The organism is Myroides sp. DF42-4-2 (assembly GCF_030326445.1).
In the GTDB taxonomy this organism is placed as follows: Bacteria; Bacteroidota; Bacteroidia; order Flavobacteriales; family Flavobacteriaceae; genus Flavobacterium.
This window is the reverse complement of the sequence record NZ_JACAKI010000002.1, coordinates 125,498-142,394: the sequence shown is the minus strand read 5'-3', so window position 1 is coordinate 142,394 and position 16,897 is coordinate 125,498. Positions and strand designations below refer to the sequence as shown.

The following is a 16,897-nucleotide window of genomic DNA, read 5'->3' as shown; positions in this document are numbered from 1 at the left end:
GAAAACAAAAAAAATCCAGCTCAATAGAGCTGGATTTTCTGCTTAAATTACATTTTATTTTTTGCTAAATAGGTTCTAAAATATCCACATTCCTTAATAACCTCTTGGTAGTATTTTGTATCGCTGTATTGGGTCGCCAATTCTTGGAATCCCTTCCATTTTTTAAACATGGGGTCATCCCATCCTGCCCCCCAATAGTAGTCTCTATTGTGGTACTGATTCGCATAAAACTCATTGCGTTCTATCTTGGCTTCTAAATAAGCAATTTTTGCTTTTTGTTCCTTTGTTGTAGCAGCTTTTTTCGCTATGCCGTAGTATTTTTTGGCCTGACTCATATTCAATAAATACTTGCGTTCCGCAGGTGAAATTGAGTTGCCATATTCATTGACTAAGGCATTGTAATAAAATACACGTGCGTTTCCGTAATACGTGGCATTGTAAAAAGCATTTCCTACTAATAGCGCATTGTTAAATCGATCGTCTCCGTTGGCAATTTTATCTTGCATTTCTTTCACTTTGACTAAGAAATCTAATTTTGTGTATTGAATGGACTGTTTTGCCGCGTGATCACAATCGTTGCAATCTTGAATCTTGCCGTTGAATGGATTTCCTAACAATACTGTGTTCTTATACGATTTTTCATAGGTATCTCCGCTGTACTTTGAAACAGTGCGTACAGGTTCTGCCTTTTTCATTTCGACAATCGCCTCGTCTATTATGTCTTGGTAGAACAAATTAATGGCCCTTCTCTCGTATATATCACTTAAATTATACTCGTATTTGTCGACCATCAATTGCTCCAAACTGGTTTTATTTTTGCTCAACAAGAATTTTTCCATTTTCACTGTATTGTCTACTTTACTGTAGAAGTCTAAGTTAGAAAATACAATCTCACTCATAACGCTATTGCCTTGTTCTTGGTAGATGGTAGCCAAGTATTGACGGATCCAATGAAGGGCATAATCATAGCGAAACGGATCTTCCCATGTAGCATTAGGTATGATGTCATTGTAGATCCACTGCATATCAGCCAAGATTACTTGTTCTGCTTGGGCGTCTATTTTTTTAATCTGTGACACTTGATTAATTAGACCAAATAGGCGAAGTTGATTGTTGATTAATTCATTGCCTTTTGCGTCTTTTTTCGCTTGAGCAAAAGCGAGATCTGCCTCTTGATACTGCCCTTGAAAAATAGCTAAATATCCACTAGCCATTTGCCATAGCGCAAGATTGTCAACATGACCTTCTTTTGTTGTTTGCTTCACCCATTCCAAGCCTGGTTGATCAATTTTGTTCTTTAGACTCTTGAAGTAATCTTTGCTCGATTGAAAAGTTTCTTCTCGATAAGCCAAGATAGCTGCTTCTTGTTCATTGACCCAACGCGTGAGTAAGAAATTGGCATGCGGACTTTTACTGTCTACAGCAACCACCTCTTTTAAGGCTTCTATCGCATGGCTATAATATCCTTGCATAGCCCATAAAGCTGCTTGTACCTCTTTTGTAGGTATTGTTTGAGCCAACGCTTTTACACGCGTTGTTTCCATTGGTTTGTAGTTGTATAAAGCCACTTGTCGCAAGGCGGGACTTCCGTTGAAAACTTCTGCATACAACGCATTAGAACGCTCGTAATCCCCGTCTTGGTAATAGGCTCCCGCTACATAACTCAACCCCCTGTAATACAGTGTATTCTTAGGCTGCTTGGCTGCTGTTTGCTCAAAAAAAGTGATAACACTCGCGCGATTAGTCGAATAAAACTTCGCTTTCATCACCTGAAACCACATCCTATTGGTGTAGAACGCATCTTTGCTCTTGAGGTTTTTATATACTTTTTCCACTTTATCCGCTTGACCTTCATGCATCAGATTCGCAACATAGGATTCGTAATCCCAATAGCTATAGCTGTCATTTGAATGCGCATCAATGGCTTTAGCGTGATATAGAAAAGTAACGAAATTCTTTACTTTATCATCTTTTAAGTCCCAACCTTTCGATTGCTTCTTATTCAAATTGGCATACAATTGATCAATCTCAGTGGCGTGTGAACTGGTTGACAAGACAAAGTCCTTAATTTGGTCTTGGTCTATTTTGCCCTGTAAATAGGTGGCCCACTCTTGGACAATATCCTCGTCAAACATCGTGGCATTATCCATATAACCGCCATTGTAAAAGCGATCATAAGGAGCAAAAAACAAGGGCTTGTAAGATTCATCGGCAAAAGCCTCTGGGGTAAAATTAGAAATGCTCGAATAGCTCCACCAGCCATCTGCACAGCCATAGGTGTATACGCCTGATCCTAAGATCAACGACATACTACCTACAACGCACCATTTCTTTAAAGATTTCTTGATCATAGTATTTGATGTTTTTTGAATTCAAATCGTATAGTATTATTTCAGTGGGGCACTTTCCACTGGCTCGATATAAGTCGGTAGTCATTTCTTTGAGCTGACTAGCAGTAGTGTTCTCCACTTTTAGGCGATCTCCTTTTTGAAAGACAAAACCAAACATACTCGCTTCTTGTTTAACTACAAACTCATGGTCTGTTAGTTGTTCTAGTGCTGACTGTTCTTTTAAATCAGCCACGCGCAAGCGACTCACTAATCGAACAACTTGATCGTTTCTACTGTGAACAACCCAAGAATAAATGGGCAAAGCATAAGCTAATGACAATGGATAATCCTTTAATCCGCTATTGTATTTTTGTGCGATATTGCGATCGTAAATGGAATTAAGAGAATCACTGGCAATGCGCCCCATATTGTAATACATCAACACGCCTCGATCAACAGGAGGCACACCTGTTTTGGCTGCATATTTTACTTGATGCAGACGTATTGTTGCGGAAATTTTCATTTCTGTTTCTTTGCGCAATTGCTCTATTAGGGCAAAAAAACGATCTTTACTAGTCAAAGACCAATCGCAATCAAGCTGGATTTCTTGACTGTCGATATTGTTGTGTTCATTAATTTGCTGCACAAAATCCACGAGTTGACTCGCCAATTTTTTAACGTCTAATTTGTCGTAGAGCACTACCTCATTCTTGAGGTATATAACGGGAACCACTTCTAGTTGTGGCACGGATTCTTTAAATACAATCGGTGTAATGGGAACGGCTGTTCCATTTTTTAATCCCACGTCAAAATAGCGTATATACAGTTTAGTCACGGCTAAATTTTGGAGGGTTTCCCGTTCGATTTGATCCAAAGCAAAACTAGTTTTCCAATAGTAAAAGGAAAGTTTAGAATCTGATTTAGGTGAAGAATTCACACAAGATACTACAAGCATAAGTAGCATCCCAACTAGTATTTTTTTCATAGCATTTAAAAGCATCTCATTCCCTTAAAATAGGATGATCTTTGCCATGCAAATGTACAGCTTAGCCTGTATTTTCAACAAATTTATCTTGATTTAATTTCAAGCTTATAGACGCGGTTGACTCCCACAGTGAATGTCATTCCCCCACCTATTTCTCACGATGAATCTTCCAATTTATTAGGGATAGCATCTTGTCTTTTATCGCCTCTGTACAGCAAAAGATCACAAAAAAAGAGAGAATCGTTTGTGATTCTCTCTTTCTATAGCTTTCTTTACTTACTAAATTCGTTCATTCGTCAAATCAAATCCCCAGTCTTTCCCTTTTAGGACAGCAGGCACTCCTCTTACCATCCAAACAGGTGCTTGCGCATCTTTTAGATAGTAGTCGAAGAATTGTTGTTGACGAATCTGAATGTCTTTTCTATTTTGACGTTTCATCAAATTGTGTTCATCTCCATTGTAGTTTAGCATCCATACGGGTTTTTCTAATCTACGCATAGCCATAAACATTTCGATTCCTTGATACCATGGCACAGCTCCATCATTGTCATTGTGCATGATTACTAAAGGAGTAGTTATTGCAGGCACTTGAAATAAAGGAGAGTTTTCAATGTATAGGTCATAGCCTTCCCACAGTGTTTTTCCAATTCTGCTTTGTGTTTTTTCGTACTGGAATTGACGGCTCATTCCTGTTGCCCAACGGATTCCACCGTAGGCTGAAGTCATATTAGCAACTGGTGCACCCGCCCAGGCTGCCGCATACCTATCCGTTACCGTAACCAAATGTGTCACTTGATAGCCGCCCCAGCTTTGGCCCTGAATTCCAATTTTATCTCCATTTACCCAGTAATTTTCTTTTAAGAAATCAACGCCCGAATTAATAAACTCCTCTGCCGCTTTTCCTGGAAATCCATCAGTATAGCTAATATCAGGTGTAAAGACTATATAGCCATTACTGACGAAATACGGAATATTCAAACGTGAAGGTGTCGGTGCAGGTGCTTCATATCGATGAAGATTGTCCGATAATTTTTCGTAAAAATACACAATCATAGGATATTTCTTTGTGGGATCGAAATCTTCAGGTTTAAACAAAACACCCGTAGCCTCATAGCCATTTGGCGTAGTCCAATGCACCAATTCATTTGTTCCCCAATTGTAGTTTTGTTGCTGCGGATTCAACTGGCTAAGGCGAGTCGTTTGATCTAACTTTTCCCCAACATATAAATCATTTGACTGGGTGAAATTTCCTTTTATTAAAGCGTAAACATTCGCGTCTTTTGCTTTACTTAAAGAAGCAAAACCACTGTAATTTTCAAGCAATATTTGCGCAGGATCTTGCTGTTTTGCTAAATTAATTTCAAAATACCCTCCCTCTTTTGTCACTTCATTAAAAGCGGTAGCTAAGGTATAGGATTTTTTATCGAAAGATTTCTTCTCTTTGTCCAGCTGGATCAAATCAAATTTAATCTTGTTTTTGCGTCCATAGCCATTAGTAATCATTCGCGCTGCTTTATTTCCTTTGAGGTAAAACTCCCAGATATCATAGCGATCCCCAATAAAAACGGATTCATCGTTATCGCTCCAGCCTTTGATTCCATATGCATCAGGCAAATCAGGCATATCGAATTCTTCTTCGGCAAAAGACACGGATAAGCCTGCATTTAATTGTTTCGTTTTACCCGTTTTCACCTCATAGTGATACCAATTAGCCTCTTGACTATTGTAGTACACAACTGCTGTCCCTTTGGGTGAAACAGACGCAGTTCCTGAAAGGTCTTTACAAATTTCTTTGCGTTTACCTGTTTGTACGTCTACGGTATAATATGAGGTATACCCAGCGATATTCCATTGTCTTTCCACACGTCTTCCGAAATCAGAGGTCTGAAAAACAAAAGAGGCATTTCCTTCATCTACCCAAGTGGTACGATTGGACGTTTCATCCGCTAGGGGTACAATTTGCGTTGTTTTAGTTAGATCAACAGTAGCGAGATACGATCGCTTGAGGTCTTTTTCTAGGTTAACCAATTGTTGGGGTTGTAAATAATCTTCTTTATAGTGCCAGATATCTACAATAGCGTGATCATCGGCTATTAGTGTTGTATCTTTAGGTACGGGATTCGGTGCAATTCCAAAGTACAATCTCTTTCCATTTTTACTAAATTGAGGGCTGTGATTTTCGACAATACCCCACTCTTTTGGCATTCCATTTCCTTGATTTGAAAGTAATACCTTTGCCTGATTGGGCAGGGTGCTATGGTAGATTGTATAGGACTTAACTAAGGCTTTTTCATCATCTTCTGTATAAGTAAAGACCATTTGTTTACCTGCTGTATCAAAACTAAACTGAGAAAACTTTCCTTCGCCTTGAAATAATTGCGTTGTTTTACCTGTTTTAATGTGCAACGCATAAACACCGTAGTTTTCCTTTTCCGTTGTTGTTGGACTTTCTACTGTTTGTACTTCAGCACTCACTTCGCCTTGTTTTTCGTCCTCTTTTTGATCGTCTTCTTTTTTCTTCGGTGTAGGATTCGCTGTTACATAGACCAAATAATGTCCCATGTCATCGAAATAGTAAGCCGATACATTGGCGATGTGCTCTTCAACTGCTGTTTCTAAGTTGCGAACAACAAGTAGAAGCGGTTGATTTTTGTCGTCTTTTTTGGTTGATTTCGCTTTTTTGGTCTGTGTTGTATCTTTTTCCTTTTCTAGTAGATACGCCAATGTTGTTCCAGCTTTTTCAGGCACTTTGAACGATTTTACACCAGGGAGTTTAACTAAGGATTGTGTATTGAGATTGAAAATTCCTAGGGAATCTTTAGCGAGTTCATCTTCTTTCTTTTTTTTGTTTTTTACTGCTTTTATATCCTGATAAAAAGGTTTAATCGCAAAAATCATATACTTAGAATCTGCGGTAAACACCGCATGTTCACCTCGATAAAATTGTGTGTTTACTTTTGTTTTAAGCTGGTCAATAACAAGCTTCTTATCTCCTTCTTGTGGGGCGATTTGATAAAAAATAGCCGTTCCATCATTGGATAATTGCTTCTGCGTAATACTTTCCCAACCATCATATACGCTGTGGTCAAGGGGTTTCTTTTGTCCATATCCAAAAGCAGTTGCAAGAAGCATAAAAGCAATGGAAAAGAATCGATTCATTCGGATCATTTTGTAGATGACTTGGAGTTAATTAATATTTTGAGAAAAGTTACAAGATATTTCTTTATGAATTATATAACAAACCTATTAACACCATCGTTTGAAGGCAGTTGTTTCGATTTGAACGATGTGCAATAATTTAACGTTTTTACAGCTATAGCGCAACACTGACAGAAAAATTTGCCATAAAAAAAGGATAACCCCTTTGTGGTTATCCTCTATAATGGCTATTCTTTTTTTAGATTTATTCCTGTAATTCTCTAATGAAAGTTTCTACATCGGTATCGAATGTAGGTTCTTGTATCAAGGCTAAGGCTAGGGCAGTCATTTTCTTAAAGTGTACTTTGGTATAACTGCGTCCAAAGCTCAGCTTACAGAAATCGCCAACGATACCAAAAACACCGTTAATTTCGGCTTCGGTTACTTTTTTTTTATCTGCATATCGTCCTCTTAGTACAGCTGCACCAACAAAAGCACCAATTTTCACCACCAAATCTGTATTTAAGACTCCTTTTTTATCTGCTAAATACAATAATTCATCCAGGTTGTGATGAATCAATGTCTTTATATCCATAATCTTTATTCTTAGTTAAAACACAAAGTTATAAAACAATTGACGAAATTCCTTGAAATAAAAAAAGCTTCTAGTAAAAATAGAAGCTTTATATAATTTTAGTTGATCTTACATCTTTTTAAAGTAAAGGTAGACCTTCTCACCATTTAATCTTTTGTAATTTGACAAATGATCCTCAATACGCAGGTAACCTGCTTGGAAACCGATTTCTAAAGTACCTGGATAATGTGTTTTTCTTTTTCTTGTTTTAATTATCTCAACTTCAATATTTCCATCTTTATCTACTATGTCTCTTGTTGTAACTTCGATATAATCATCTGTTACATCTGCTTTTAGTTGACCTGAGGATTTTAATTCCATATTTCTAACGATTCTTGGAAACTCGAAAATACTCATACAAGTTTCGCTATTGCCGCTTACATTTCTACCATAATTATTGTATGATAGGGAATCTAAAACTGCTCCTGTACGGTGTGCCACTAAATAATCTTTAGTCTTACACTCATTTGTTTCATGAACTAGCCCTACCTTTCTATCGCCAATCTTATTTCCAACATAGGCATACTTTCCTCCTACTAATTCATCCAAACTTGCCAATTCGGTATATGGTTGAGAAAAAATAGGATCTACAGAACTAGAAGAGCTATCATCGCTAGAACAAGCAACTAGAACAATTGCGCCAGATAACAGAGCCAATACTTTTTTCATTTTGTTTATATTTATATAAATTAGGAAAACAAATATATTGTTTTTTATAGCACAACAACTAAAAAGGAGTCTAAATATTCATTTAGACTCCTTTTTTAACATATATCTATTAAAAATACTTATACGTGTAATGCGCGATTCTCTGTAGCGGCCAAAGCAGCTTCTTTGATTGCTTCAGCAAACGTAGGGTGTGCGTGAGACATTCTTGAGATATCTTCTGCAGACGCTCTAAATTCCATTGCTGTAACCGCTTCTGCAATTAAGTCTGCAGCACGAGCTCCCACCATGTGGATTCCCAATACTTCATCTGTATTTTGGTCTGCGATGATTTTCACTAACCCGTCTAAGTCCCCGCTAGCACGAGAACGTCCTAAAGCTCTGAATGGGAAGCTACCTACTTTGTACGCTACTCCCTCTGCTTTCAATTGTTCTTCTGTTTTTCCGACAGCAGCAACTTCTGGCCAAGTATATACAACACCTGGAATCAAGTTATAGTTGATATGCGGTCTTTGTCCAGCTAAATATTCAGCTACTAGAACACCTTCTTCTTCTGCTTTGTGTGCCAACATCGCACCGCGAACTACGTCACCAATAGCATAAATATTAGAAGCTGTTGTTTGTAAGTGATCATTTACTTCGATTTGTCCTCTTTCTGTCACCTTCACACCTGCTTTATCCGCTTGTAACCCGTCTGTATATGGACGACGACCTACAGCTACTAAAGTGTAATCTCCTTCTAATGTAACGATTTCACCTTTTTTATCTTCGGCAGAAACTTTTACTACATCTCCTTCGCGTACAACACCTTGTACTTTGTGAGACGTATAGAATTTCATTCCTTGTTTCTTTAGTACTTTCGTCAATTCTTTTGAAACAGCTCCATCCATTGTAGGAAGGATACGATCAGCGAACTCAACAACAGAAACTTGTGCTCCTAATCTCATGTAAACTTGACCTAATTCCAATCCAATTACACCACCACCAATGATGATTAAGTGTTTAGGTACTTCAGGAAGTTTTAATGCTTCAGTTGAGGTAATGATACGTTCTTTATCCAATTGGATAAATGGCAAAGTTGACGGTTTAGATCCCGTAGCAATAATGGTGTGTTTTGCTTCAAACTGCTCAACAGAACCATCATTTTTTGTTACATTAATTGTAGTTGCATTTTCAAATGATCCCACGCCTTCAAATACGGTAATTTTATTCTTATCCATTAAGAATTTTACCCCTGAACAAGTTTGATCTACAACTGCTTGCTTGCGTTCAATCATCTTAGCTAAATCCACTTTTACATCACCAGGGATTTCAATACCGTGCTCTGCAAAGTGTTTCACCTCCTCCACCATGTGAGACGATGCCAATAATGCTTTCGATGGAATACAACCTACGTTTAAGCAAGTTCCTCCCAATGTTGCATATTTTTCTACGATTGCAGTTTTAAAACCTAATTGGGCGCAACGGATTGCAGCTACATATCCACCAGGCCCTGAACCAATTACAACTACGTCAAATGAATTCATATTTTTTTTAACTTTTTGATGTTTATAAACGATGTACAAATGTACGCTTTTCTAAAGTAACTCTTTACACGATTTCGTGTTGTTTTTGTGCCAAAAAGGCGAATTTTATGTTAGCAAATAACTTGTAAGCTCTTTTGGATGACTTCGATAGTAAAAAGATGGGTATCATATTCGTAATACTCCCCATCAATTTGAACGCCATTTTTAGGGCTATTCAAAATTTCCACCTCTATTTTGGAAGTTTGTACATAATCAGTACGTCTAAATTTTTCTGTTTTTTTCAGCAGAACATATAAGCCAAAGGTCAATTGTTTTAAAATACCTATTTTAGGTACCATTAAATAGTCCAATAAACCGTCCGTCAAACTTGCTTTTGGCGTTAGACTCATGCTATATCCCATTTCATTTGAATTGGAAATAAATAGCAGCAACGGATTGACGTTTTTGGTATGTCCGTTATAGGTAACGCGCATTTGCTTGGCTTTGTATTGTTGAGCCGAATTCAATGCAGCGCGAATATAGGATCCCAATTTTCGCTTGCCTGATTTTTCGTACTGTTCAATAATTGTCGCGTCAATTCCGAATCCCATATTGCTAAAGAAATACGCCCCATTTAAGGACCCAACATCCATAGCGATCACCTTTTGTTTTCGGATTAACTCCAAGGCTTTGTCTATCTCCTTCGGAATAGACAAATTAGAGGCTAATCCATTTCCCGATCCGACTGGTACGATACCAAACCGCACGGACTTTCCAACTAATTCGGTTGCAACTTCGTGAATAGTTCCATCTCCCCCACAAGCAACAATAATGGAGGCTCCTTGGTCTAACGCGAGCTTAGTCAATTCAATTGCATGTCTTTTTCGCTGGGTTAAATGCACGGTAACTTCGTATTGTGTTGCAGGAAAAAAAGTTTTTATATAAGACTCCGTCAGGTCGTGTTTTCCTTTACCTGAAATGGGGTTTACGATGAAGTGAATGTGCGTCATATACGGGCAATAAGGGGTTAAAGAATCAAATCCAGTGGTCTTTTACTGTAACAAAAAAGCCAACTAACGTTGACTTTTTATACCGTTGGTCCTTCCCAAGCTGTGATTCCTCCTACTAAATTGAAGGTATTTTCAAATCCAAGTTGGTTCATTAGCATACACGCTTGGTGACTTCTTCCTCCTGCTTTGCAATATACGTAGTAGTTTTTTGACTTGTCCAGTTGTTCAACTGCATCTAAAAAACCTTGTCCTAAATAGATATCAATATTAATTGCATGAGGTATTGCTGCTTCCTCCACTTCTTCATCGGTGCGAACATCTAAGATAACAGCATTTTCATCTTGCTGATATTGTTCCCACCATTGTTCTTGTGTTAAATCCATTTTTTTTAATTCTAAGAATAGCTTCAAAGATAAAGTTATTTTGTGTTTTATCTAGTATTTGGGGTTAAAAAAAGACTATTAGTAGGATTTATTGTTTTACTTTGTTTACTCAAACGCAAAAGTAATTTATGTCATCACACCACATCGTTCGCGATGATCAAGAACCCGCTTTAATAATTGCTAATGGCGCGGCTTGTAGTCAAGAGTTAATGGACCAATTACTAGAATGGTCTCCTTATATTGTCGTACTAGACGAAGCAATAAAACGCGTCCTGGCCTTAAACATCAAAGTAGATGTCCTTATTGGAGATTTTGACAGGAATTTTGATCCTGCACCCTATTTAGCCATGCAGTACCCTTTAGAGGTTATTCACGATCCCAATCAAGAAAATACCGACTTGGAAAAAGCGCTTAATTTTTTACTTAAAAGAGGAATTAAAGCCGCTAATGTTATTTGGGCAACAGGTAAACGCGCCGATCATACCTTTACGAATATTACTACTTTAGTAAAATACCGGGATACAATGAAAATTGTCATCCTCGATGATTATTCTAAAATTTTTAGATTACCAGCTACCTATAAGAAATGGTATACAAAAGACACTATTCTCTCGCTGATTCCCGTTGGCACAGCTAGGGGAATTACGACAACCAATCTAAATTACCCCTTGCAAAAGGAAGATTTAGTACTGGGTGTACGAACAGGTTCCAGCAATAGTGTTGCTACAGATGGTTTGGTTACCATCACTTATGAATCAGGAGATTTATTGTTGATGGAATGTACAGATTGAACGGTCGACTAAGAGAAAACCGCAAAGAAATAACCATAAAAAAAGGACTGATTTCGCAATCAGTCCTTTTTATTATTCTATAATTTACTTCTTATTTTCCTAAGAAAATTTGGAAACCAAATGCAATACCTAATCCATTTTGAGCGGTAGCGTTTGCTTGATTTGATTTACTGTAGTTATATCCTACGATTGCTTCTAAAGCCACGTTACGGCTTACAAAGTGAGAATATCCTGCATTGATAGCGAAGGCGAAAGAAGTATCACTTGTAGCTCCATCTGTACCAGAAACTCCAATTGCACCTTGTCCGAAGAAGCGTCCTGTTTCACTAGCTCCTTCTGGGAAGTAATAGCGAACAAAAGGCATTACTTTGTAGTTCCAATCGTTTTCAGTTCCCTTATGTGTAGTTAATCCAGTGCCTAACTCAAGTCCTACTGCAATACCATCAGAGATGAAGTATCCAGCTCTTGGTGAAATATTGATATTAAAACTCTCGTCTTCAAAGCTATACCCTGTAGAACCTAAAGCTCCCCCTACAATCCAGTTTCCTTTCTTGATCGGAGTAGTACCCACTTTCTCAGATAACTTTGGTGTTTCTACTAATTTACCTTTTTGTGCGTGTGCTACGGTCATACCTGCTAACAATAACGCTGTAATCAATGTAATCTTTTTCATCGTTTTTTGCTTTTTAATTATACCTATTTTTTTAACTTCCTGGTTTACTGGCTCGATAAAAAATTTCGTTTCAATTCTAACAAGCTCTTATTCGTATTAACCAGACCGTTAATTAAATATCTTCTAACTTCTTCTTGATCGGGATGGGTAATATATTTATACCAATCATCTGCAAGAAGAACTTTTTTAATTTCAACAATGCGCTTTGCTGTATCATTTGCATTTCTACGACAGGCATCGCTGTCCTTAAGACTAGCATAATGTTTAAAGGTCACTTCTTTTAATAAAAAATTAACACTTATAACATAGTTGTTTTCTTTTTCATCATTGGGAAAAAAGCTAGACCAGGAAGCGTAACCGACACAGAATCCTTGGTTTGCTTTTCGATCTGAAATTAATTTCCATCTACAATTAGCTACCCTTCCCCAATGGTTTGCATAGCGAAAAATTCCTTCCTCGCTAAAAAAATAACAGCTGCCTTTTTCGCTTTTGTAATTGGGCGTTTTTTGAGCAATTGCGGTTAAGGGCACTTCGGTCCATTCGCAATAGGTGTGCTTAAAAAAATTCCCTGCGTTGTATTTTTTCATTTAGACGTTTAATTCATCTGGGGTTTGTACCACAACAATCCCCTGTTGTATCATTTCGGCTTTGGCTTGTTCTAGCCCCACAGGAGAGATTGGCTTGGTTGCAAAATCTAAAAAATACGTTTTAAACCCCGCCTTTTGTGCATCTCTTGCTGTGTAAAACACGCAAAACTCAGCCGCTAATCCACAGACGTAAACCTCGGTAACTTGTTGTTCATTCAAGTAACCCAAAAGGCCTGTAGAATCAACTTTATTGTTGTCGTAGAACCCACTATAGGAGTCTATTTGCTTGTTCATACCCTTTCTGAAAATGGCAGCTACTTTAGCACTATTCCAAGCGTTGCTAAAAGCAGCACCTGTTGTTCCCTGCACACAGTGATCTGGCCATAATACTTGAGGTTGTCCTTGTAGTTCAATCTCATCATATGGATTTTTCCCTTGATGCTGAGAGGCAAAACTCTGGTGGTCCAAGGGATGCCAATCTTGGGTTGCAACGATCAAATCAAAGCGATCTTGAATGGCATTGATTTTTGGAATAATTAAATCCCCCTCTTGGACAGCCAACGCTCCATCTGGCAAAAAATCATATTGCAAATCAACAACTAATAAAGCCGTCATAAGTTACTCATTTTATTTGAAATAATAAAGAATAAAGGAATAATATAAGATTATTCGTTTATTTTTCGAATTCTTTTAATGTTTGAGTGATGATAGAAACACATTCTAACAATTGCTCTTCCGTCATAACTAAAGGCGGTGCGAATCGGATAATATTACCGTGAGTTGGTTTAGCCAATAATCCATTATCTCTCAACTTCAAACAAATATTCCAAGCGGTATCACTTTCTTCCGTATCGTTAATAAGAATAGCGTTTAACAATCCTTTTCCGCGAACGAGTGAACAGATATTGCTTGTTTGAATGTACTTGTCCAATTCAGCTCTAAACAAATGTCCTAAGCGTTCTGCATTCGCTGCTAATTGTTCGTCTAAGACAACATCAAGGGCTGCAATAGCGATTGCTGCTGCCATGGGATTTCCTCCAAAAGTAGATCCGTGTTGACCTGGTTTGATTACGTTCATAATTTCATCATCTGCAAGGACAGCGGAAATTGGGTAAGCTCCCCCAGACAAAGCTTTTCCTAATACCAGGATATCTGCTTTTACATTTTCGTGTTGAATAGCCAACATTTTTCCAGTACGCGCGATACCTGTTTGAACCTCATCTGCAATAAACAATACATTGTGTTGTTCACAAAGTAATTTTGCTTCGGCAAGGTAGCCCGCTTTAGGCACGTATACTCCAGCTTCTCCTTGGATTGGTTCTACTAAGAATCCAGCGATATTTGCGCTATCTTGTTCTAATATTGCGCGCAAGGCATCGATATTATCATAAGCTACGCGTATAAAACCTTCAGTATAAGGTCCGTAGTTATTTCTTGCCTCTTCGTCATTTGAAAAAGAGATAATCGTAGTTGTTCGTCCATGGAAGTTATTTTCACAAACGATTATTTTAGCTTGATTTTCAGCGATTCCCTTTTTCTCATAGGCCCATTTACGACAAACTTTCAAAGCTGTTTCTACAGCTTCAGCCCCTGAATTCATTGGCAATACTTTGTCGTACCCCATCAATTCAGTAATTTTTTTCTCGTAAACGCCCAATTGATCGTTGTAAAAAGCACGAGAAGTCAACATCAATGTATTGGCTTGTTTTGTCATTGCTTCAACAATTTTCGGGTGACAATGTCCCTGATTCACTGCTGAATATGCAGATAAAAAGTCATAATATTTTTTACCTTCAACGTCCCAAACATAAACACCTTCTCCTTTTGTAAGTACAACAGGTAAGGGATGGTAATTGTGTGCTCCGTGTTTATCTTCTAATGCAATCGCTTGTTCTGAAGTTATTTTTTCTGACATCATACTATCTGTTTTAATTTACCTGCAATTTACTGCTTTTTATGTAAATAATTCGAAAATACCTTTGTTCTCCTCTACTCTATTCCCTCCATTTGCACAAAAACCGGAGGCTATTCGTTTTCGGTATTTTCTATCTATACCGATAAAACCAATTTTCCTTCTAGACTATCTCCTTATTTTTTACACTAAAACGATACAATTTTTGTTTTTTATATCAAAATCACAATTCTTCGTTGAAACAAAAAGGGGAATAAAATTACTTTTACTCCCCTTTTATATTTTTGTTTTTATTTACTTTTTTGCTCTTGTTCTTTGCTTTTTAACTGCTGCTCAATTTCAACCCATTTGGTTGGATCTTCTTTTACCTCGATATAGTAGTCATATAGCATTCGCGTTAGTTTAACTTCTACGCGTTGTCCCATAACTTCGTTAAGCGTAAAATAGCCGTAAAACTCGCCTCCTTTTTTAATAATAGGTGGTTTTTCGGCATGCTGGTTCCAAGGAGAAAAATTGCTTTTTTCATCTCCATAAACGCCATATTTATTCCAAATAGACTTTTTATTGTACTCATTTCCGTAGATACCATATGAATTCCACACGGAATTTTTATTTTCAGAAGGACAATTAAGACATCCTAAATACTCTTGGGCTTTATTATTGCTGTAAATCTCCAAAATTTGCGCTTTCAAATTAAAGGAAATCAAACACAGCAAGGCTACGATTAGACCTGTATTCTTTTTCATTGTTTTTTTCATTGTTTTGCCTGTGCAAATTACAACTATTTTTAAACATTAACAGCATCGCTTTTTTTCTTATTTGTTAATTTTATGAAGACAACACCCTCCTTATATAGCTGAACACTAGCGTTTACAAAGCTTTAAATTATATTTAGTATTGGAGATAAAAACTTAATGTTATAATTTATACTAAATTAAAAAACACTAAATTTATTCTTTTAACACATCCTACAACAAACACATTAGTTCTTTACAAAAAAAACAGAGCTCCCCCTTCAAAAGAATAACACATTACCTCATGGAAAATATACAAACTCAGCGCTTGCTTTTGACAAAGATTGACTATTGTGATACTGATTTTTACCTTGAACTTGTCAACACACCCACTTGGTTGACCTATATAGGGAATCGAAACATATACAGCACATTAGATGCTCAGAATTACATTCAGGCTATCCTAGATAACCCTCAGACAAGCTACTGGACGGTACACCTAAAAATGGACCAAAAGCCAATAGGCACTATTTCTTTGATCAAACGAGAGTATTTGAAAGCACATGATCTTGGCTTTGCCTTTTTACCGCATTATATGAACAAAGGGTATGCCTATGAAGCGGCTCATGCGGTGGTTGAACAACTAAAAAAAGAGGGAACCCATGTGCTGCTGTATGCCGCAACTTTACCTGAAAATAAAAGTTCAATCAAATTGTTGATGCGCTTGGGCTTTTCCTTTGTTGAAGTCATCAAGCCCGCTGGGGAACTATTGAATGTATACCAATTAAATCTATGGGAGGAATAGCGCCAAATCCTCCTTATCTTCGCCTTTTAAACGCCTAAACGTCTTTCTATCATGAACTGTATACTATGTCAAAGTCCGCTGACGCATCAAATTGATTCCCATTACTATCAATGCAGTAGGTGTTATGCCTACGTCAAAGATGTTGCATACTACTTTTCTGAAGCTCAGGAAAAACAGCATTACGAATTTCACAACAACGACGTCAATGACTTGGGGTATCAAAAATTCACTTCTCCTATTACCAATGAGATTCTCCACCGGTTTTCAACAGACACCTTGGGATTGGATTTTGGCTGTGGTAAAGGTCCAGTGATCACGAAGCAATTAGTGGATCGCGGCTATCATGTAAATTTATACGACCCTTATTTTTACCCTGATCAGTCGTATGCGCATGCTGTATATGACTATATTTTTAGCTGTGAAGTATTTGAACATTTTTATCAACCTGCAAAGGAAATTGCCCACCTCAAATCACTGTTGAAACCCGGTGGCTTACTCCTTATTATGACGCACCTTTATCAGGAACAAGTGCCCTTTAACTCCTGGTATTACCGAAAAGATGAAACCCATGTTTTTATTTATACCCCTCAGACAATTGCCTATATCGCTCAGCAATTTGACTTTGAAATACTTAAACTTTCAGAGCGCTTCATTGTTTTAGCATCGAGAAACCGGAACTAAACAGTTGTATCCTCATTTTACTGCACAAGTAAAAGGAGTAACTCAATAGAACTACTCCTCTTA

General features: G+C 37.5%; 16 protein-coding genes. 3 read left to right on the top strand and 13 right to left on the bottom strand.

The window, feature by feature from the left end:
- Positions 1-47: 47 nt before the first annotated feature.
- From HX062_RS03395 to HX062_RS03360, 8 genes are all read right to left on the bottom strand, one after another.
- Complete coding sequence (locus HX062_RS03395) at positions 48-2,351, bottom strand: tetratricopeptide repeat protein (protein ID WP_182626183.1); 2,304 nt, start codon at positions 2,349-2,351, stop codon at positions 48-50.
- A complete protein-coding gene (locus tag HX062_RS03390) occupies positions 2,311-3,315 on the bottom strand; it encodes a hypothetical protein (protein ID WP_182626184.1) in 1,005 nt (334 codons plus the stop codon). Before HX062_RS03390 ends, HX062_RS03395 begins: the two co-directional genes overlap by 41 nt.
- A gap of 279 nt (positions 3,316-3,594) precedes the next feature.
- Entirely contained in the window at positions 3,595-6,474 is a 2,880-nt protein-coding gene (locus tag HX062_RS03385) for an alpha/beta hydrolase family protein (protein ID WP_286466409.1), read from the bottom strand.
- Between the two features lie 244 nt (positions 6,475-6,718).
- Positions 6,719-7,048, bottom strand: a complete 330-nt coding sequence (locus HX062_RS03380; RefSeq protein ID WP_182626186.1) for a hypothetical protein — start codon at positions 7,046-7,048, stop codon at positions 6,719-6,721.
- Positions 7,049-7,156: 108 nt separating this feature from the next.
- Entirely contained in the window at positions 7,157-7,756 is a 600-nt protein-coding gene (locus HX062_RS03375) for a hypothetical protein (protein ID WP_182626187.1), read from the bottom strand.
- 119 nt (positions 7,757-7,875) lie between these two features.
- Entirely contained in the window at positions 7,876-9,279 is a 1,404-nt protein-coding gene (gene lpdA, locus HX062_RS03370; RefSeq protein WP_182626188.1) for a dihydrolipoyl dehydrogenase, read from the bottom strand.
- Between the two features lie 110 nt (positions 9,280-9,389).
- Complete coding sequence (locus tag HX062_RS03365) at positions 9,390-10,268, bottom strand: diacylglycerol/lipid kinase family protein (RefSeq protein ID WP_286466408.1); 879 nt, start codon at positions 10,266-10,268, stop codon at positions 9,390-9,392.
- A 77-nt stretch (positions 10,269-10,345) separates the two neighbouring features.
- The gene (locus tag HX062_RS03360) at positions 10,346-10,651 is read right to left on the bottom strand and encodes a rhodanese-like domain-containing protein (RefSeq protein WP_182626190.1); all 306 of its coding nucleotides are present in this window, start codon (positions 10,649-10,651) and stop codon (positions 10,346-10,348) included.
- A 128-nt stretch (positions 10,652-10,779) separates the two neighbouring features.
- Between HX062_RS03360 and HX062_RS03355 the strand changes: the two genes are divergently transcribed.
- Positions 10,780-11,442: a thiamine diphosphokinase gene (locus HX062_RS03355; RefSeq protein ID WP_286466407.1), complete on the top strand. Its 663-nt coding sequence runs from the start codon at positions 10,780-10,782 to the stop codon at positions 11,440-11,442.
- 91 nt (positions 11,443-11,533) lie between these two features.
- Here the strand turns inward: HX062_RS03355 and HX062_RS03350 are convergent, their stop codons facing one another.
- The 5 genes from HX062_RS03350 to HX062_RS03330 form a co-directional block, all read right to left on the bottom strand.
- Entirely contained in the window at positions 11,534-12,115 is a 582-nt protein-coding gene (locus tag HX062_RS03350; protein WP_182626192.1) for a porin family protein, read from the bottom strand.
- 44 nt (positions 12,116-12,159) lie between these two features.
- Positions 12,160-12,702, bottom strand: a complete 543-nt coding sequence (locus HX062_RS03345) for a hypothetical protein (protein ID WP_286466405.1) — start codon at positions 12,700-12,702, stop codon at positions 12,160-12,162.
- Entirely contained in the window at positions 12,703-13,317 is a 615-nt protein-coding gene (gene pncA / locus HX062_RS03340; protein WP_182626194.1) for a bifunctional nicotinamidase/pyrazinamidase, read from the bottom strand.
- A gap of 58 nt (positions 13,318-13,375) precedes the next feature.
- Positions 13,376-14,617, bottom strand: a complete 1,242-nt coding sequence (rocD, locus tag HX062_RS03335; protein WP_182626301.1) for an ornithine--oxo-acid transaminase — start codon at positions 14,615-14,617, stop codon at positions 13,376-13,378.
- Positions 14,618-14,904: 287 nt separating this feature from the next.
- Positions 14,905-15,360 (bottom strand): hypothetical protein, encoded by a 456-nt coding sequence (locus HX062_RS03330; protein WP_286466403.1) that lies wholly within the window; start codon positions 15,358-15,360, stop codon positions 14,905-14,907.
- 292 nt (positions 15,361-15,652) lie between these two features.
- On the opposite strand from HX062_RS03330, the gene HX062_RS03325 reads away from it, so the two are divergent.
- Together HX062_RS03325 and HX062_RS03320 are read left to right on the top strand one after the other, a co-directional pair.
- A complete protein-coding gene (locus HX062_RS03325; RefSeq protein WP_286466402.1) occupies positions 15,653-16,153 on the top strand; it encodes a GNAT family N-acetyltransferase in 501 nt (166 codons plus the stop codon).
- A 51-nt stretch (positions 16,154-16,204) separates the two neighbouring features.
- Positions 16,205-16,834 carry a class I SAM-dependent methyltransferase gene (locus HX062_RS03320; RefSeq protein ID WP_182626197.1) on the top strand — a complete coding sequence of 210 codons (630 nt, stop codon included), beginning with the start codon at positions 16,205-16,207 and terminating at the stop codon, positions 16,832-16,834.
- Positions 16,835-16,897 lie beyond the last annotated feature (63 nt).